The following is a 17,275-nucleotide window of genomic DNA, read 5'->3' on the forward strand; positions in this document are numbered from 1 at the left end:
GGTCGAGCCTCATCGTTTTGGCAAAGCGAAGAAGAATGTCGCGCCGACATTCACGCGGCCTTCCGCCCACACGCGTCCGCCGTGGCGCTCGGCGATGCGTTTGACGTTGGCGAGGCCGATGCCTGTACCCTCGAACTCCTCGACCCGGTGCAGCCGCTGGAACACGCCGAACAGCTTTCCCACATAAGCCATGTCGAAGCCGGCGCCGTTGTCGCGCACGTGATAGATGGTTTCCTCGGCCGTCTCGACCGCCCCGATCTCGATCACGGCGGGGTCACGATGGCGCGAGAACTTCAGGGCGTTCTCGATCAGGTTCTGCATCGCGAGGCGCAGCATGATCGGATCGGCGCGCGTCGCGGGCAGGGGGGCGATGCGCCACTCGACGTTGCGGCCGTGCGTGTCGGCCTCCATGCGGCGGCGCAGATCGGCCACCAGCGCCGTCATGTCGAGCGTGACGGGCGTGATGGTGGACCGGCCCATCTGCGAGAAGCCGAGCAGGTCGTCGACCAGCGTGCCGGCCGAGATCGCCGATTCCACGATCGTGTCGATGTAACGATTGCCGCGCTCGCTGAGCTTGTCGCCCTCGTACTTCTTCAGGAGCTGCGCGTAGCCGACAATGTGGCGGAACGGGGCACGCAGGTCGTGACTGACCGAATAGGAGAACGCCTCGAGCTCCTTGTTGATGGTGGTGAGCTGCTCCGAGAGCGCCGCCGTTTCCTCGGCCTTGCGCAGCACGATGTCGACGATGGCGGTGCGCAGCTCGGAGACGGCGTCGATCTCGGGCGCCTGCCAGGGCCGCGAGCGCAGCCGCACGGTCTCCTGCCAGTTCGCGAACGACGTGCGGGGATGGAGCCTGGTGCCGTCGGCCGAGGTCTCCGCATGCAGGCGCGGATCGCCCCCCCAGGTGACGGTGCGGACCACCTCGGGGCGGAACCAGATCACGTAGCTGTCGTGGATCTGCGAGACCGAGATGGCGAGAACGCCGCTCGCCTGGTCCTTGATGGTCTCCCCGCCCGGCATGGCAGCCGCCAGGCTGTCGGTCGCGACGACGTCGAGGCGCTGTCGCGCCGCCATCCACGAGACCAGCCGCTGCACCTCGTCGTCGGACGGCGTCGCGCCGACCCGGGTGATCCTGCCGCCCGTCACCACGGCCGCGCCCTCGGCGGCGGCGAGGGCCAGGAGATCGCCCGGATTGGAGACCAGGCCTTCGACGTAGTGCTCGGCGCCGGCCATGCGGGCCAGCAGACGGTTCTGGATGGAGCGCAGCGCGTTGCGCCGATCGGCGACCGCCGAGGCCTCCTGCGCGACGAGCTGGAGCGACAGCACCTGCCCGATGAAGTCGCAGGCCGTGCGGACGTGATAGGGGACCGTCGCGGGATCGCGGTTGTGACACGAGATCAGGCCCCACAGCCGGTCTCCCCGCAGCAGCGAGATCGACATCGAGGCGCCCGTGCCCATGTTGCGCATGTATTCGAGATGCACGGGCGAGACGCTGCGCAACACCGAGAAGGCGAGGTCGATCGGACGCCCGGTCAGCGGATTGACGGGCGGGTGGATCGGCGAGGGCGTGTAGCTCGCATCGGCGATCAGGCGCAGCCGGTTGATACGATAGAGCTCGCGCGCCTGCGCCGGAATGTCGGCCGCGGGAAAGTGCAGGCCGAGATAGGAGGGGAGGCGGTCGTTGCGGTCTTCGGCGACGACCTCGCCGTTCCAGTCCGGGTCGAAGCGATAGACCAGGACGCGATCGAGTCCGGTGATCCGCCGGATCTCCCGCGACGACAGGGCGGTCAGCTCGTCGATGTCGGCGACCCGCTGCACGCGGTCGAGAAACTCCCGCACCTGCGGATACACCTCGTCGAAGGAGCCCGGCTCGGCGGAGCGGGCCCGTTCGAGCTCGATCAGGACGGCTCCGTCGGAGCGGTGCGCGAGCATGTGGTGCACGGTGCTGCCGCTGCGGAGCAGCCCGAGATGCACGACACCGGCGGCGGGCAGGCGTGACTGGAGGTTTCTGACCAGAGGCGCGCTGTCCGGCACCAGGGCCTCGGCAAGCGAGCAGCCGACCGGATCGGGTGCGACGGCGTCGGCACAGCCCGGCCCTACCGCCGCCTGCACGACCCGGCCGCTCACCGGATCGACGACCAGGAGCGCGCCGTGCGGCTGGATGCTGCCGGGGATGTGGATCGGCTCGCTCTCGCACGCCGCAGTTCCGGGAGACTGCGACGGCACGATGCTGGACGAGAGGTTCTCTTCGGTTTGCGTGTCGCTCATCGCCACGCCTCCGTCCCGCTCGCGCAAGCCGCCGATTCGTCGCTCGAGGCGCGACGAAGGGAGCGGCTGCGGAGGAGCCGGTCGGCAGGGCACGACAACGGGGGGAACACGGTGGACCTCGTCGGGGTAATGCGAAACCTCTGATGCGTGGACACTCCGACGGCCGGAGGTCTCGACACGCCTTCGATATGCCGTAACGTGCGGCAGCAGAGGGGGTTCCGGGACCGGAACCGTGGTCACGGGCAAGCTGGAGGAAAGCGGCCGGAGACCGCGTTTCGCGTGTGGGATGAGGCCGATGCAGCCGCTACGAGGCGGGAGTGGCGGGCGCCGCTCCAGCGAGGCCGGCGCGCTCGAACAGGGCATTCACCCGGGCGAAGGCGGCCTCCGCGCCGGCGATCACCCGGGCCTCCTCGGCCTCGCTCAGCGCGACCGCGTCCAACGCCTCGGTGAAGTGCCGCCAGTGCAGGCCGCGCCCCTGCGGGTGGCCGCGCATGTGGCGGGCGCCGAACTCCTCGTCGATGCCGATCTTGATCGTCTCCTGCAGCAGGAAGGGCGAGCCGAGGTCGGCGCCCTCGATCACGTAGAGCCAGCCCATCCCGGTCGGCGGGTCGATCGGCGGGGCGAGGGCCGGGGTGTCGAGCGGCGGTTCAGCCAGGCCGAGATCGCGAGCGTCGTGCTCGGCGAGATGCAGGCGGCGGCGTTCGGCCAAATCCGGAAAGATCGCGCGCAATCCCGGATCGGCGTAGAGCGCGTCGATGTCGCGAAAGACCTGCAGCTGCATGGCCAGGAAGCGGGCGTAGCGGTCGCGGTCGCGAAACGGGTCGCCCGTCATGATGCGGGCGTCGAGCGCCCGGTGCACCGCGTCGGTCGACGCCTGCAGCCGGCGCCAGCGCGAGGCCGGCGTGGCGGTGGACGATGCGGCGGACGACGGCGCGGAACTCATCGCAACACTCCAGCCCGGCTTTCGCCGCACCATGCCACGGCACGGGTCGGCACCACAACGGACCGATGCGAAGACTGCCGCCGGAGGGCTGTGGCCGGCTCTACTGCCCGCCCGCCACCGTGCGGCCGAACGCCGTCAGGCTGCGCTTGAGGCCGGGATCGGCGGTCGCGTCGGCCCGGGCCGATGCGAGCCGCTGCAGGTCGGCCTTCTGGCCGGCCTGCAGGAAGCGGGCGAGCCGCGGCGCGATCGCGGCGAGGGCCGGCAGGCGGGCGCGCCGCCAGTCGTCTGTGAGTCCGTCCACCGCCAAGGTCTCGATGACGCTGGCGACGGTGCGCAGGCTGCTCTGCCGGATGCTGGCGATGCCGCTCTGGAAGTTCGGCCGGGCCGCCTCGTCGGGCCGCATGGTCGACAGCCGCGTCAGCACGGCCTCGATCACGGCGCCCTGGATGTGCAGCTCGAAATCGAGAAAGTCGCCCATTTCGGGCGCGAAGCGGACGACGTTGCGGTTGACCTTGTCGTCGGCCTGCGGGTCGTTGGCGAGCTGCGCCAGGTCGGTCGCGCCGGTGCCGGCCAGCATGTAGACGGTGCCGATCCTGGCGCCCGTGACCATGCGCTCGGTGAGCAACCCAAGCTCCTGGAACGAGATGCCGCGTCCGGCGACCACGTCGCGGGCATCGAAGACCGTGTCGAGAAGCTGCCGCACGGCGGGATCGTTGGCGCGCGGCACGCGGCCGGTCGTCTCCGATCCCTTGGCGATCGCCAGCAGGCTCGCAGCCGCTGTCCTGGCGGCAGGCAGCTTGGCCGGATCGATTTGCGCGGTCGCTGTTCCGGTTGCGAGGGTCGCCGCGAGGACGATCGTGCCGACCATCACGGCGACCGAATGCAATCCACGCATCAGGGTCGCGCGTCCCATGATCTTCGCGTCTCCGTTGGAATCACGCCCGCAGTTCAGCATGCCGGGCAACCGGAGGCCACGTCGGCTCGAGACAACGCATCGCGGATCCGTCATGCGTCGTCTGCCGCCTGATTTTCGACGGCAGCGCATGCGCCCTCGGCGCTCGGAGGCGCTGACCCGGCGTCGGCTCGCGAATCCTGTTCCGTTGTGGCGGCACGGGCACGATACTTGTATGCCAGAGTCTGCAAAAATTGCTCAGGAGCGCCCGATGCCGATCTCCCCCGTTCTTCGGTCTGCCGTGTGGAGCGCCGCGCTCCTTGCCGTGTTCACCGCGTCGGCCCGGGCCGAATGGCCCGAGAAGCCGGTCACCATCGCGGTCGGCTTCGCGGCGGGCGGCACCACCGACGTGGTCGCCCGCGCGGTTGCCGAGGTTGTGGCAAAGAAGCTCGGCCAGCCCGTGGTGGTCGAGAACAAGGCCGGCGCAGGCGGCGCCATCGCGGCGACCGCGCTCGCGAAGATGCCGGCCGACGGCTATAATCTCGTCGCCACCACGTCGACCACGATCACGCTCGATCCGCAGCTCATGAAGCTCGGCTTCACGCCGGCCGACTTCACCTATGTGGCCGCGGTCGGCGAGTTCCCCGAGGCCTTCATCGCGCTGCCCAAGCACGGCTGGAAGACCCTCAACGACGCCATGGCGGCCGCCAAGGCGACGGGCCGCATGAACTACGCGTCGAACACGGCGCTCGACCGCATGATCAGCACGGCCGTCGCCAAGAAGGCAGGCGTGTCGCTGGTGCCGGTCCCGACCCGCAGCGGCGCCGAGGTCGTCACCCAGGTCATGGGCGGGCATGTCGATCTCGGCTACTCGTCGGGCGCCTATTATCCGCAGGCCAAGGCGGGCGAGCTCGCCGTCATGGCGGTGCTGGGCGACAAGCGGGTCGCCGGCCTGCCCGACGTGCCGACCCTGAAGGAGCTCGGCTACGGCGTGGCGAGCGTGAACCTCATCCTGTTCGTCGCGCCCAAGGGCCTGCCCGCCGACGTCGCCAAGAAGCTCGACGAGGTCTTCGCGGCGGCCGGAAAAGATCCGGCCATCGTCGACCTGATGGAGAAGCGGAGCCTCAACAACGTCGTCGAGACGGGCGCGCCGCTCGCCAAGACGATCCAGAGCCACATCGACGACTTCGCCAAGCTGATCGAGTCGTCGAAGTGACGGCTGCTCCGGACAAGAGCGCGCCGGCGCGACGCCGCCGGGCCTCGGTAATTGCCGAGGCGCTGCTGCTCGGCGGTGCCGCGCTCGCTGCGGTGGTCTGGATCATCCCGGCGCAGACCACGGACGGCGGCATCGGCCTGGCGCCGGCCGTCTTCCCGACCGTCTGCGCCGTGGCGCTCGGCGTCTTCGCGGTGGCGGACGTGCTGCTCCGCCTGCTGCGCGGCGTGCCCGAGCCGCGTTATCCCGACGGCTGGATGGCGTTTGCGCTGATCGGCGGCGTCGCGATTCTCGGCGCCGTCGTGCTTCCGTATGCCGGCATCGCCGGCTGCGCTCTCGTCACGGTGCCGGCCGGCATGCTGGCGGTGGGCGAGCGCAGGCCGCTGTGGCTCGCCGGCGCGGCGGTCCTGTCGGCGGGTGTCGTGTGGCTGGTGTTCTGAGGCTGCTCCCATGCACGACGTGCTTCTCGGCCTCGGCGACGCGCTCGCGCCGGTCACGATCCTGTTCGTCTTCCTGGGCGTGCTGCTCGGCTACGTGATCGGCGTTCTGCCCGGGCTCAATCGTCCGGCCGCGCTCGCGATCGCCATTCCGATCAGCTACTATCTCACCCCACTCGCTGCCGTCGCGTTTCTGATCGGCATCGCCAAAGCGTCCGGCGCCGGCGGCGCGACGACCGCGATCCTGATCAACACGCCGGGCGAGCCGAACGCCGCCGTCACGTGTCTCGACGGCTATCCGCTGGCGCGCGCCGGCAAGGCCAAGCAGGCCCTCAAGGTCGCGCTCTACGGCTCCGTCATCGGCGACCTGATCGGCACGCTCGCGCTGGTGCTGCTGGCGCGTCCGCTGGCGACGCTGGCGCTCGGCTTCGGCCCGGTCGAGATGTCGGCCGTGATGGTGCTGGCCCTGACCTTCATCGCGGCGCTGGCGGGCAACTCGCTGCTGCGCGGCCTCGCCGCCGGGTCCTTCGGGCTGTTGTGCGCCACCGTCGGCCTCGACGTGGAGAGCGGCACGCCGCGGCTCACCTTCGACCAGGTGGCGCTGTTCGACGGGGTGCCGCTGCTGGCCGTCACGGTCGGCATGCTGGCACTCTCCGAGATGATCATTCAGGCCGAGGAGGTGCTCGGCAAGCGCACCGAGGCCGCGTCGGCGGCGGCGGGCGGCGACGCCGACCGCCTCGGCTGGCCCGAGTTCCGTCGGGTGTTGCCGACCATCCTGCAGTCCAGCATCGTCGGCACGGCGATCGGCCTGCTGCCGGGGCTCGGCCCGACCGTCGCCTCCTTCGCCTCCTATGCGTTGGCGAAGCGCCTCGCCAAGCCCGGCGAGCAGTTCGGCAAGGGCGAGCTGAAAGGCGTCGCCGCCGCCGAGACGGCCGACAACGCGGTGGTGCCGGCGAGCTTCGTGCCGCTGTTCGCCCTCGGGCTTCCGGGCAGCGTCTCGGCCGCGATCCTGATCGCGGCGCTGACCATCCACGGGGTCACACCGGGACCGCGCCTGTTCGAGGAGCAGCCGCGGCTGATCTACGGCATCTTCGGCGCCATGATGGTGGCGGCCGTGGTGATGCTGGTGGTCGGCCGGATCGGGCTGCTCGCCTTCGCCCAGCTCACCCGCGTGCCGGCGACCATCATCATCCCGGTGGTGACGATGCTGTGCCTGGTCGGCGCCTACCTGGAGAGCAAGTCGGTGTTCGCGGTCGGCCTGATGGTCGGCTTCGGACTGCTCGGCTACCTCATGCACCGCTTCGACTATTCGCGGGTGACGTTCCTGATCGGCTTCGTCATCGGGCCGCAGCTCGAGCTGTCGGTGCGCCAGGCCCTGATCATCACCGAGGGCAAGGTCTCCTCGCTGTCGCATCACCCTGCCGCCCTCGCCGTGCTGGCCGTCGCGGTCGTCGCCGCGGTCTACTTCCTGAGGACGCCGCGGAAGGCGGCCCCGGAAGGCGAGGGGGCCTGAAGCGCGGCTTCGGCCCGTCCCGGAAGGCCGGGCGGCCCGTCGACGGGCGGGGCTTGAAGACTTCGTAAGCATGCTTATGTTTTGCGTTCGCAACTATAGGCATGCTTACGGAATTACCGATGTCCGCCATTCCCCATGATCTTCCGGCACCGACGCTGGGCTTCCTGCTCAACGACGTCGCCCGGCTGCTCCGCAAGCGCTTCGAGCAGAACGCGAAGGGCCTCGGCCTCACCCGCGCTCAGTGGCAGGTCCTGGCGCACCTCCGGCGGGCCGAGGGGATCGCGCAGGGCGGCTTGGCCGAGCTCCTGGAGGTCGAGCCGATCACGCTCGCCCGCATCGTCGACCGGCTGGAGGACGCCGCCCTGGTCGAGCGCCGCCCCGATCCCAAGGACCGCCGCATCAAGCGGCTGTTCATGCGCCCCGAGGCGCTGTCGCTGATCGACGACATGCAGGTCATCGGCGACGCCACCCGGGCCGAGGCCCTGGAGGGTCTCCCGGCGGCGGACCGCGACCATCTCACCCGCATCCTCGGGGTGATGAAGACCAATCTGGCACAGGCCTGCAGCACGGGGTGCCGGCAGAAGGAGGCCGTCCATGGCTGAGCCGCACCGCATCGACACCGAGGCCGCGCCTCCCGCCGAATCCGCTCGCGAGCCGCGTTCCGTCGCCGTTCCGCTGCGCCCCGATCCGGCCGCGAAGGCGGCCCCGAAACCCGATCCGGTCGACACCGAATCTCCTCGGACCGAGGCGCCCGACGGGCCCGCACGGCCGAACCGGTTGCGGCTGGTGCTGTTCGCGCTGCTGCCGATCGTGCTCCTCGTCGGCGGGTACTTCTACGTCACCGGCGGCGCCGTGATGTCGAGCGACAACGCCTATGTCCAGGCCGACAAGGTGGCGGTGTCGACCGACGTCTCCGGCATCGTCAAGGCCGTGGACGTGCGCGACAACCAGACGGTCGCCAAGGGCGACCTGCTGTTCGAGCTCGACGACCTCCCGTTCCGCCTCGCCCTGACGCGCGCGCAGGCGAACCTCGCCATGGTGCGTGACCAGATCGAGGCCCTGAAGGCGAGCTATCGCGACATGCAGGCCCAGATCGAGCAGGCCAAGGCGGACGTCGCTTTCTACACCCGCGAGTTCGACCGCCAGCAGGCCCTGGTCGCTCGCAACGTCGCCTCCGAGCAGGCGTTCGACAGCGCGCGGCACAATCTGCAGGTCTCCCAGCAGAAGGTCGCCTCGCTCCAGCAGCAGCTCGCCGGAATCGCCGCGAACCTGAATCAGAATCCCGACATCGAGGTCGAGGACCATCCCCGTTACGTCGACGCGGTGGCGCAGCGCGACGAGGCTGCACGCCAGCTTTCGCACACGCAGGTGCGGGCGCCCTTCGCCGGAATCGTGACCAACGTGCCGTCGCTTCAGCCGGGCCAGTATCTCGCCGCCGCGACGCCGGCCTTCAGCGTGGTGGCGACCGATCATGTGTGGGTCGAATCCAGCCCGAAGGAGACCGAGCTCACGCATGTCGCGCCCGGTCAGCCCGTCACCGTCACGGTCGACACCTATCCGGGCGCCGAGTGGCACGGCACCGTCGACAGCATCAGCCCGGCGAGCGGTGCGACCTTCTCGCTGCTGCCGGCCCAGAACACCTCGGGCAACTGGGTGAAGGTCGTGCAGCGCATCCCGATCCGGGTCCGGATCGAGACGCCGCCCGATGGACCGCGGCTGCGCGTCGGCATGAGCGTGACGGTCGATGTCGACACCGGTCATCCGCGCGGCTGGCCGAGCTTCGTGCGCAACCTGTTCGGCGGGACCGCCCTGGCAGCCGGCGGAGCCTCCCGTGGCTGACGGACGGGTCGCCGGCGGCGTCGACCGGACCGATGCGACCACGGTGCCGCATCGTGGCGCCGTCACGGTCTGCGTCATCCTGGCCGTCGTGATGCAGGCGCTCGACACGACCATCGCCAACGTGGCGCTGCCCTACATCCAGGGCAGCGTGGCGGCCAGCCAGGACCAGATCAACTGGGTGCTGACCTCCTACATCGTCGCGGCCGCCATCATGACGCCGCCCTCGGGCTGGCTCGCCGGTCGCTTCGGCCGCAAGCGCGTGCTGCTCGCCTCGGTGGCCGGCTTCACGGTCGCATCGATGCTGTGCGGCATGGCGCAGTCGCTCACCGAGATCGTTCTCTTCCGTATCCTGCAAGGGCTGTTCGGCGCCGCCCTGGTGCCGCTCGCGCAATCGATCCTGCTCGACATCTATCCGCCCCAGCAGCGCGGCTCGGCGATGGCGTTGTTCGGCATGTCCGTAATGGTCGGCCCGATCCTGGGGCCGGTGATCGGCGGCTGGCTGACCGACAATTTCAGTTGGCGCTGGGTGTTCTACATCAACCTCCCGATCGGCATCGTGGCGTTCCTCGGCATCTCGGCGTTCGTCTCCGAGACCGCGCGCAGCGCGTTCACGCGGCTCGATTGGTTCGGCTTCGCGACGCTGTCGATCGCCATCGCGGCGCTGCAGCTCTTCCTCGATCGCGGCGAGCAGCTCGACTGGTTCTCGTCCGGCGAGATCCAGCTCGAGGCGCTGGTGATGGCGGTGTCGTTCTATCTCTTTCTCGCTCACACCTTCACGGCCAGAAACTCGTTCGTCGATGCTAGCCTGTTCCGCGACCGCAATTTCGCGGTCGGCATGGTGTTCATCTTCGTGGTCGGCATCACCTATCTGGCGTCGCTGGCGCTGATGACGCCGTATCTGCAGTCGCTGATGGGTTATCCGGTCGTCACGGCCGGTCTTGTGATGGGGCCGCGCGGCATCGGCACCATGCTGGCCATGATGGTGGTCGGGCGGCTGATCGGCCGCGTCGACACGCGCGCGCTGCTGGCGATCGGTCTCTTGATGACGGCCTGGGCCATGTGGGACATGACCGGCTGGACGCCCGACGTGTCGCAATCGACCATCGTCACCACCGGGATGATCCAGGGCGCCGGCCTCGGCTTCCTGTTCGTGCCGCTGACCACCGTGACGTTCTCGACGCTGGCCCCCGAGCGGCGGCCCGCCGGCACGGGCCTGTACAACCTGTCGCGCAATGTCGGCTCGAGCGTCGGCATCTCCATCGTCGCCGCACTCCTGACCGAGAACGTGCAGGCGAACCACGCTGATATCGCCGGCTACGTCTCGCCGTTCAACCGGCTGCTGCAGGTGCCGGCGATCGCCCAGTCGTGGAGCCCGTGGACGGCGGCCGGTCGCGCGGCGCTCGACAGCGAGATCACCCGGCAGGCGACCATCATCGCCTATGTCGACGACTTCTGGCTGCTGATGGTCCTGGCCCTGGTGGCGATCCCGCTGGTCTTTCTCCTGCGAAAGGGGGCTGCGGAGGGCGGCGGCGCCGTGGTGGTGGATTAGCCTGGCGGCTCGCGCCTTCGCTGTGTAGGGCCCAATGCGCTACCACCGCGTCACGGGTCATACGATGGTTTGATCCGGCATGAACCGGATTGATGGTAGGCTCATTATGGGCATCGGCCCAACGAGGTCGCCGGATGAACGACAGAGCCTTGGTTCACATCGTCGACGACGACGAGGATGTTCGGATGTCCCTGGACAGCCTGCTGCGTTCGGTCGGCCTGGAGACGCGCGAGCACGCCACGGCCGATTCGCTGCTCTCCTCCGAGGCGGACGATCGTCCGGGCTGCGTCGTCCTCGACGTCAGGTTGCCGGGGGTCAGCGGCCTCGACGTCCAGCAGCAGCTCACCCGGCTCGGCATCCGGATCCCCGTGGTGATGATCACGGGATTCGGCGACGTGCCGATGTCGGTGCGCGCCATGAAGGCCGGCGCCGTCGATTTTCTCACCAAGCCGTTCCGCGACCAGGATCTGCTCGACGCGGTCGCGATGGCGATCGAGCGCGACCGCCGGCGCCGCAACGACGATATCGACGTTGCTGCGGTCCGCGGCCGCTATCTCACCTTGTCGCCGCGCGAGCAGCAGGTGATGATGCTGGCCACGGCCGGGAAGCTGAACAAGCAGATCGCCGGTGAGCTCGGCATCAGCGAGATCACGGTTAAGATCCACCGCGGTGCCGCGATGCGCAAGATGGACGCCCGAACCTTCGCGGACCTGGTCCGGATGGCCGACCTGATGGCTGCCGTGCAACCCCGCCATTGACGGCGGAGTCCGTTGCGATCCGCTAACACCCAGGTATGATTTCCTTCCAGACGCGGACATGTGACAAGACTTGCGCACCCCCTCGCCGCAGATCCCGCGGCTCATTCAACGAAAGGGGGCGTGCGTGCCCAACGAAGCGCGGATTGCGATCATCGACGACGACGAAGCCATGCGGGTCGCGCTCGTCGGGCTCGTGCGGTCGTACGGCTACGAGGCCCGCGGGTTCGCCGGTGGGGAGGACTTTCTCGCCGCCGCAGCGTTGCAGGACTTCGACTGCATCGTCACCGACATCCAGATGCCCGGGATGAGCGGCATCGAGCTCAAGCAGGCCCTGGAGGCGCGGAAGTCGTGCGTGCCCGTGATCATGATCACGGCGCGGACCGACGAGGGGATCGAGACGCGGGTGCTGGCCACCGGCGCGAGATGCCTGCTGCGCAAGCCGATCGTGCCCGGCGCGCTCCTTGATCACATCGCCGGCGCCCTGACCGACTGACAGTCCGGCGGTCCGGTTCCTGGATCCAGGAGCGGCCGTGACGGCGGCTGTTCCGGGCTCATGCCTTCGTATGACTCGTCTCCCACCAAGGTCCATTTGCGGCGTCCGCCAGTTGAATACCCCGGCTCGCCAGCACGGCGCATCCTCGTTTCGAAGACCGGCTCAGCCGGGCGATTCAGCCTTCAGGAAAGCGACAGCATGACTCGGCATGTCGACACCCGCGACGTCTCGGCCTTGCCGTCATGGCCGCGGGTCCTGACCTTCGATGCCTCGTGCCACCGGTGCCGCCACGGCGGCTCCGAGCCCGGCATTCCGGTCGCGACCGTGCGGGAGCTCCTTCAGCACGCGATCCGGGTGCTGGAATGCGACAAGGCGGCGGCGAAGCACTGCCTGCTGGAGGCTTCGGCGCTTCTGCCGGCGGCCGGCCTCACGGCGGATCTTCCTCTCCCGGACGCTCCCGGCGGCCTCGCGCCCTGGCAGATTCAGAGGGTCCGGGCGCATGTCGAGGCCGACATCGCGTCGCCGACGCTGGCCCGGGACCTGAGCAAGGTCGCGCGGCTGAGCGCCGCGCATTTCAGCCGCAAGTTCAAGCTCAGCTTCGGCGAGACACCCCGCGCCTTCGTCACGGCGCGGCGGATCGAGCGCGCCAAGGCGCTGATGACGAGGACAGGGGCGCCGCTCAGCGAGATTGCGCTCGCCTGCGGCTTCGCCGACCAGGCGCATTTCTCGCGGTCCTTCCGGCGAATGGTCGGCATCAGTCCGAACACCTGGCGGCGCGAGCGCCGCGGGCGGCCGGACCAGCAAGCTCCATCCGTCAGTCGGCCGGAACGTCCGACTCTGTTTTCGGGTCGCGAACGGGCAGCGTGAACCGGAACGTCACGCCCGGCCCCTCGTTCGCCTTCGCCCAGATGCGGCCGCCGTGGGCCGCAACGATCGATCGGCTGATCGACAGGCCCATCCCCATGCCGTCCGGCTTGGTGGTGACGAACGGATCGAACAGCCGCTCGATCTCGGCCCCATCGATGCCGGGACCCGAATCTTCGACCTCGACCACGATTCCGTCCTCGTAGGGACGCGTCCTGATCAGGATGTCGCGTGGTCGGCCGCAGAGGCCCGCCATGGCCTCCATGGCATTTACCAGAAGATTGATCAGGACCTGCTGAAGCTGAACCCGATCGCCGCGGACGACAGGAAGGTCGTGCGCCAGATCGGTCCTGATCACGGTCTTGTGGACCGACGCCTCGTGCGCGACCAACAGCAAGACCTCCTCGACCGCCGTCCCGATGGCGATCGGCCGCATCTCGGGCGTCGTCTTCCGCGTCAGGTCGCGGATGCGCTGGATGACGGTGCTGGCCCGGTCTGCATTGCCGATGATGGAATGCAGGACGCGGCGTGTCTCCGCCAGGGCCTGCTCGGGCCGCGCCAGCCATCGCAGCCCCGCCTCGGCGTTCGTCTGGATCGCCGAAAGTGGCTGGTTCACCTCGTGCGCGATGGAGGCTGTCATCTCGCCCAGCGTGGTGACGCGGGTGACCTGGGCGAGTTGCGCCTGTGCCTGGCGTAGCGAATCCTCGGCGCGACGGCGATCCTCGATGTCGAGATTGGTGCCGAACCATTTGATGATGGTGCCGGCCTCGTTGCGCAGCGGTTCGGCCCGGAACAGAAGCCAGCGATACTCCCCATCGCGACGACGCAGCCGCGCCTCGGCTTCGCCCGGCGACTGCGCGGTCAGGATCGCCCTCCAGCTCGTCAACAGACCGGGCAGGTCGTCGGGATGCACGAGGTCGCCTTCTGCCCAGCGCCAGCCCACTGCCTGCTCGAGCGCCAGACCCGTGTAATCGCGCCAGCGCTGGTTCTGGAACTCCATCGCGCCGTCGGCGTCGGCTTGCCAGGCCATCACGGGAATCGTGTCGACGATCAGCCGGAGCGCGTGCTCGGCGCAGCGCCGCGCCTCGATGTCGGTGTTGGCGCCGCACCAGCCCACGACCGTGCCGCTCGCGTCGAGAAGCGGCTCGGCTCGCATGAGGAACCACCGATAGACACCGTCGTGCCGCCGGAGTCTCGCCTCGAACTCTCCGCCTTCCCCGGTCGCCCGGAGTCGTCGCCATTCTGCGAGCAGGGGCGGCAGGTCGTCCGGGTGAATGGCGGACCGCCAGGCCAAGCCCAACACCTCCTCCCTGGCGAGTCCAGTGTAGTCGAGCCAGCGGCGATTCAGGAACGTGACGCGTCCGTCCGCCTGCATTCGCCAGACCTGGATCGGAATGGTGTCGACCGTGACCCGCAGGATCTCGAGCTGCAACGCGTCGAGCTGCACCCTTTCGTCCATGTCAGCTGCTGTCCGAACCGTCATCGAAGCTCCAGAGGGCTCCAGAGGATCGGCGCACCGCGTGCGCCCTCGCGTCCGAGCAAACCCTAGCCCGTCGCGTGGCCCCGCGACAGGGGGCGCGCCACGGCTGCGTCGACGTGGCCCCCGCGGCTGCCGCGGCGCGTGTCTTCAGCAGGGAGCGACAAATACGACCCTCCGAAACAAGACAGCAGGTGGCTTCCGGTGAAGACTCCCGGCCGAAACGGGTCGCAGTGTCGCGGTGGTCAGGACCGCGCGCTGTGCTCCGTCAGCTCCGACGAGGACCCTCGATGGCCAAGGCCGCACCGACCCCTGGAAAGACTCTTCTCTCGCCGCACGATCACACCCTGATCATGATCGATCACCAGTCGCAGATGTCGTTCGCGACCAAGTCGATCGATCCGACCATTCTCCGCAACAACGCTGCCCTGGTGGCCGAGGCGGCGGCGGGGTTCGGCGTGTCGACCATTCTCACCACGGTGGCGGAGAAGAGCTTTTCTGGCCCGATCTTCGACGAGGTCAAAGGGCCGTTTCCAGGTGCAGACATCATCGACCGCACCAGCATGAACACCTGGGAGGATCCGCGGATCGCCGAGCGCGTCAACCAGATCGGCAAGAGCCGGCTGGTGTTCGCCGGCCTGTGGACCTCGGTCTGCATCGTCGGTCCGACGCTGTCGGCGCTCGACCAGGGCTTCGAGGTCTACGTGATCGCCGACGCCTGCGGCGACGTCAGCGACGAGGCGCACGAGCGGGCGATGGATCGCATGGTGCAGATGGGCGTACGGCCGATGACGGCGCTCCAGTATCTGCTCGAGCTGCAGCGCGACTGGGCCCGCACCGAGACCTACGAGATGACGACCGGAATCGCCAAGCGCCACGGCGGCGGCTACGGCATCGGCATCATCTACGCCAAGACCATGTTCGGTGCCTCCGAGGGCGCCCATGCGCAGGCGGCCGAATAGGCGCGACGATCATGGCCGAGCGCTTCTCCTCCGCGACCCGCCGCACCGCCCTTGGACTGGGAGCCGGTGCAGCGCTTGCCGCCCTCGGCGGCCTGCCCGCCGGCCCCGGTCAATCCGCCGCACAATCATCCACCACCCCCCCGAAAGGATCCTCCCCCATGCCCTTCGTCACCACCAAGGACGGCGTCGAGATCTTCTACAAGGATTGGGGGCCGAAGGGCGCCCAGCCGATCGTCTTCCATCACGGCTGGCCGCTGTCGTCGGACGACTGGGACGCCCAGATGCTCTTCTTCGTGTCGAAGGGCTTCCGCGTCGTCGCTCACGACCGCCGCGGCCACGGCCGCTCGGCCCAGGTGAGCGAAGGTCACGACATGGACCATTACGCCGCCGACGCGTTCGCTGTCGCCGAGCATCTCGACCTGCGGAACGCCGTCCATATAGGCCACTCCACCGGCGGCGGCGAGGTCGCCCGCTATGTCGCCAAGCACGGCCAGCCCGCCGGCCGCGTCGCCAAGGCGGTGCTGGTCAGCGCCATCCCGCCGCTGATGCTGAAGACCGCGACGAATCCCGGCGGCCTGCCGATCGAGGTGTTCGACGGCCTGCGCGCCGCGCTCGCCGCCAACCGCGCCCAGTTCTACCTCGATCTGCCCACCGGGCCGTTCTACGGGTTCAACCGTCCGGACGCGAAAGTTTCCCAGGGCTCGATCCAGAACTGGTGGCGGCAAGGCATGATCGGCAGCGCCAAGGCTCATTACGAGGGGATCAAGGCGTTCTCGGAGACGGATCAGACCGAGGATCTGAAGGCGATCACGGTGCCGACCCTCGTGCTGCACGGCGACGACGACCAGATCGTGCCGATCGAGGATTCCGCCAAGCTCTCGGTCAAGCTGCTGAAGAACGGCACCCTGAAGGTGTATCCGGGTTATCCCCACGGCATGCTGACCACCCATGCCGACGTGATCAACCCCGACCTGCTCGCCTTCATCAAGGGCTGAGCGTCTTCCCGGTCCGGCGCGGTTCTCCGCGCCGGACCGTCCGAGACGGGGCTCCAGCAGGTCGTGGCCGCTGGCGTCGCGATCGAGTTCGAGTCCAGCCACTTGTCGCTGCTGTCCACAACCGCCGCCGTCGCGACGTGATCAGCAGTGTCGCTTCCGACACCGCGCGGGCCTGGCATGAAAGTCTATCTCGTCTCCCTGGGCGCGGGACTGTTGGTGGGGGTGGTCTACAGCCTGCTCAACGTCCGGTCCCCGGCGCCGCCCGTGGTTGCGCTGATCGGTCTGCTCGGGATCCTGCTGGGCGAGCAGATCGTGCCGGTGGCCAAGCGACTGATCGCCGGCCACGACGTCGCATCGTTCGTCCGCACCAGATGCGCCGAGCACGTCCTCGGTCCGCTGCCCGGCGGCGAGCGCGCCACGGGTCGCGCGCGCCCCGCCGGAGACGAGCCGTCCTGATCGGCGCTCGCGCCGATGTCACGCCCCTCGAACCGGGAGAACCGCCGTGACGCTCACCCCCGATCGCCGTACCGTCGTCACCACGCTCGCCGCGCTCGCGGCCGGCCTGTCCGCGAGAGACACCGTGAACGCGCAAAGCTCCGCCTCGCCCGAGCTGATTCTCTTCAACGGCAAGATCACGACGCTCGACCGTGGCGCGCCCGAGGCGACAGCCGCGGCGATCCGTGACGGCCGCTTCGTCGCGGTCGGCAGCGAGCGCGACGTGATGGCGCTGGCCGGGCCGCAGACGCAGCGCATCGACCTGCGTGGGCGCCGGGTGATTCCGGGGCTGATCGACAGCCACATGCACATCATCCGCGGCGGCCTCAACTACAACATGGAGTTGCGCTGGGACGGCGTACGGTCGCTCGCCCAGGCGATGAGGATGCTGAAGGAGCAGGTCGACCGCACCCCGGCGCCGCAATGGGTGCGGGTCGTCGGCGGCTTCACCGCGCATCAGTTCGCCGAGAAGCGATTGCCGACGCTCGAGGAGATCAACGCCGTCGCTCCCGACACGCCGGTGTTCATCCTGCACCTCTACGATCGTGCGCTGCTCAACGGCGCGGCGCTGCGCGCC

At 69.0% G+C, this 17,275-nt stretch carries 17 protein-coding genes; 13 read left to right on the forward strand and 4 right to left on the reverse strand.

From position 1 onward, the window contains the following. Window positions 1-9: 9 nt before the first annotated feature. From CH341_RS08575 to CH341_RS34115, 3 genes are all read right to left on the reverse strand, one after another. Window positions 10-2,268, reverse strand: a complete 2,259-nt coding sequence (locus tag CH341_RS08575) for an ATP-binding protein (RefSeq protein ID WP_111418621.1) — start codon at window positions 2,266-2,268, stop codon at window positions 10-12. A gap of 304 nt (window positions 2,269-2,572) precedes the next feature. Further along, on the reverse strand, window positions 2,573-3,211 hold the full coding sequence (locus CH341_RS08580; RefSeq protein WP_111418622.1) for a biliverdin-producing heme oxygenase: 639 nt from the start codon (window positions 3,209-3,211) through the stop codon (window positions 2,573-2,575). Window positions 3,212-3,311: 100 nt separating this feature from the next. Then, on the reverse strand, window positions 3,312-4,124 hold the full coding sequence (locus CH341_RS34115; protein ID WP_170149536.1) for a hypothetical protein: 813 nt from the start codon (window positions 4,122-4,124) through the stop codon (window positions 3,312-3,314). 250 nt (window positions 4,125-4,374) lie between these two features. On the opposite strand from CH341_RS34115, the gene CH341_RS34120 reads away from it, so the two are divergent. The 9 genes from CH341_RS34120 to CH341_RS08630 all read left to right on the forward strand — a co-directional run bounded on the left by CH341_RS34120 (window position 4,375) and on the right by CH341_RS08630 (window position 12,772). Further along, window positions 4,375-5,319 carry a tripartite tricarboxylate transporter substrate binding protein gene (locus CH341_RS34120; RefSeq protein WP_170149537.1) on the forward strand — a complete coding sequence of 315 codons (945 nt, stop codon included), beginning with the start codon at window positions 4,375-4,377 and terminating at the stop codon, window positions 5,317-5,319. After that, window positions 5,316-5,756: a hypothetical protein gene (locus CH341_RS08595; protein ID WP_111418625.1), complete on the forward strand. Its 441-nt coding sequence runs from the start codon at window positions 5,316-5,318 to the stop codon at window positions 5,754-5,756. Before CH341_RS34120 ends, CH341_RS08595 begins: the two co-directional genes overlap by 4 nt. Window positions 5,757-5,766: 10 nt before the next feature. After that, a complete protein-coding gene (locus CH341_RS08600) occupies window positions 5,767-7,266 on the forward strand; it encodes a tripartite tricarboxylate transporter permease (protein ID WP_111418626.1) in 1,500 nt (499 codons plus the stop codon). Window positions 7,267-7,385: 119 nt separating this feature from the next. Continuing rightward, a complete protein-coding gene (locus CH341_RS08605) occupies window positions 7,386-7,868 on the forward strand; it encodes a MarR family winged helix-turn-helix transcriptional regulator (RefSeq protein WP_111418627.1) in 483 nt (160 codons plus the stop codon). Beyond that, window positions 7,861-9,105 (forward strand): HlyD family secretion protein, encoded by a 1,245-nt coding sequence (locus tag CH341_RS08610; RefSeq protein WP_170149538.1) that lies wholly within the window; start codon window positions 7,861-7,863, stop codon window positions 9,103-9,105. The genes CH341_RS08605 and CH341_RS08610 overlap by 8 nt, the downstream gene beginning before the upstream one ends. Continuing rightward, a complete protein-coding gene (locus CH341_RS08615) occupies window positions 9,098-10,654 on the forward strand; it encodes a DHA2 family efflux MFS transporter permease subunit (protein WP_245430946.1) in 1,557 nt (518 codons plus the stop codon). The genes CH341_RS08610 and CH341_RS08615 overlap by 8 nt, the downstream gene beginning before the upstream one ends. Window positions 10,655-10,788: 134 nt before the next feature. After that, window positions 10,789-11,412, forward strand: coding sequence for a response regulator transcription factor (locus CH341_RS08620; protein WP_111418629.1), 624 nt, complete (start codon window positions 10,789-10,791; stop codon window positions 11,410-11,412). Between the two features lie 70 nt (window positions 11,413-11,482). Further along, on the forward strand, window positions 11,483-11,905 hold the full coding sequence (locus CH341_RS08625; RefSeq protein WP_245430947.1) for a response regulator transcription factor: 423 nt from the start codon (window positions 11,483-11,485) through the stop codon (window positions 11,903-11,905). 198 nt (window positions 11,906-12,103) lie between these two features. Then, on the forward strand, window positions 12,104-12,772 hold the full coding sequence (locus CH341_RS08630) for a helix-turn-helix domain-containing protein (protein WP_146604421.1): 669 nt from the start codon (window positions 12,104-12,106) through the stop codon (window positions 12,770-12,772). Here the strand turns inward: CH341_RS08630 and CH341_RS08635 are convergent. Further along, window positions 12,720-14,228, reverse strand: coding sequence for a PAS domain-containing sensor histidine kinase (locus tag CH341_RS08635; RefSeq protein ID WP_170149539.1), 1,509 nt, complete (start codon window positions 14,226-14,228; stop codon window positions 12,720-12,722). The genes CH341_RS08630 and CH341_RS08635 overlap by 53 nt on opposite strands. A 308-nt stretch (window positions 14,229-14,536) precedes the next feature. On the opposite strand from CH341_RS08635, the gene CH341_RS08640 reads away from it, so the two are divergent. The 4 genes from CH341_RS08640 to CH341_RS08655 form a co-directional block, all read left to right on the forward strand. Further along, window positions 14,537-15,208 (forward strand): hydrolase, encoded by a 672-nt coding sequence (locus CH341_RS08640; protein ID WP_111418632.1) that lies wholly within the window; start codon window positions 14,537-14,539, stop codon window positions 15,206-15,208. A gap of 158 nt (window positions 15,209-15,366) precedes the next feature. Then, window positions 15,367-16,203 carry an alpha/beta fold hydrolase gene (locus CH341_RS08645; protein ID WP_425376158.1) on the forward strand — a complete coding sequence of 279 codons (837 nt, stop codon included), beginning with the start codon at window positions 15,367-15,369 and terminating at the stop codon, window positions 16,201-16,203. 177 nt (window positions 16,204-16,380) lie between these two features. Beyond that, window positions 16,381-16,659: a XapX domain-containing protein gene (locus CH341_RS08650; RefSeq protein ID WP_111418634.1), complete on the forward strand. Its 279-nt coding sequence runs from the start codon at window positions 16,381-16,383 to the stop codon at window positions 16,657-16,659. A gap of 106 nt (window positions 16,660-16,765) precedes the next feature. Next, on the forward strand, window positions 16,766-17,275 hold a 510-nt coding region (locus tag CH341_RS08655), incomplete at its 3' end, for an amidohydrolase family protein (protein WP_245430948.1).

Origin of the sequence: Rhodoplanes roseus, from assembly GCF_003258865.1 — a bacterium.
Classification (GTDB): domain Bacteria; phylum Pseudomonadota; class Alphaproteobacteria; order Rhizobiales; family Xanthobacteraceae; genus Rhodoplanes; species Rhodoplanes roseus.

Excerpts from the sequence above, each read along its gene's own strand:
- CH341_RS08580 (WP_111418622.1), bottom strand. The coding sequence starts at position 3,211 with ATGAGTTCCGCGCCGTCGTCCGCCGCATCGTCCACCGCCACGCCGGCC.
- CH341_RS08645 (WP_425376158.1), top strand. The coding sequence starts at position 15,367 with ATGCCCTTCGTCACCACCAAGGACGGCGTCGAGATCTTCTACAAGGAT.
- CH341_RS08620 (WP_111418629.1), top strand. The coding sequence starts at position 10,789 with ATGAACGACAGAGCCTTGGTTCACATCGTCGACGACGACGAGGATGTT.
- CH341_RS08630 (WP_146604421.1), top strand. The coding sequence starts at position 12,104 with ATGACTCGGCATGTCGACACCCGCGACGTCTCGGCCTTGCCGTCATGG.
- CH341_RS08610 (WP_170149538.1), top strand. The coding sequence starts at position 7,861 with ATGGCTGAGCCGCACCGCATCGACACCGAGGCCGCGCCTCCCGCCGAA.
- CH341_RS08605 (WP_111418627.1), top strand. The coding sequence starts at position 7,386 with ATGTCCGCCATTCCCCATGATCTTCCGGCACCGACGCTGGGCTTCCTG.
- CH341_RS34120 (WP_170149537.1), top strand. The coding sequence starts at position 4,375 with ATGCCGATCTCCCCCGTTCTTCGGTCTGCCGTGTGGAGCGCCGCGCTC.
- CH341_RS08600 (WP_111418626.1), top strand. The coding sequence starts at position 5,767 with ATGCACGACGTGCTTCTCGGCCTCGGCGACGCGCTCGCGCCGGTCACG.
- CH341_RS08640 (WP_111418632.1), top strand. The coding sequence starts at position 14,537 with ATGGCCAAGGCCGCACCGACCCCTGGAAAGACTCTTCTCTCGCCGCAC.
- CH341_RS08650 (WP_111418634.1), top strand. The coding sequence starts at position 16,381 with ATGAAAGTCTATCTCGTCTCCCTGGGCGCGGGACTGTTGGTGGGGGTG.
- CH341_RS34115 (WP_170149536.1), bottom strand. The coding sequence starts at position 4,124 with ATGGGACGCGCGACCCTGATGCGTGGATTGCATTCGGTCGCCGTGATG.
- CH341_RS08575 (WP_111418621.1), bottom strand. The coding sequence starts at position 2,268 with ATGAGCGACACGCAAACCGAAGAGAACCTCTCGTCCAGCATCGTGCCG.
- CH341_RS08635 (WP_170149539.1), bottom strand. The coding sequence starts at position 14,228 with ATGGACGAAAGGGTGCAGCTCGACGCGTTGCAGCTCGAGATCCTGCGG.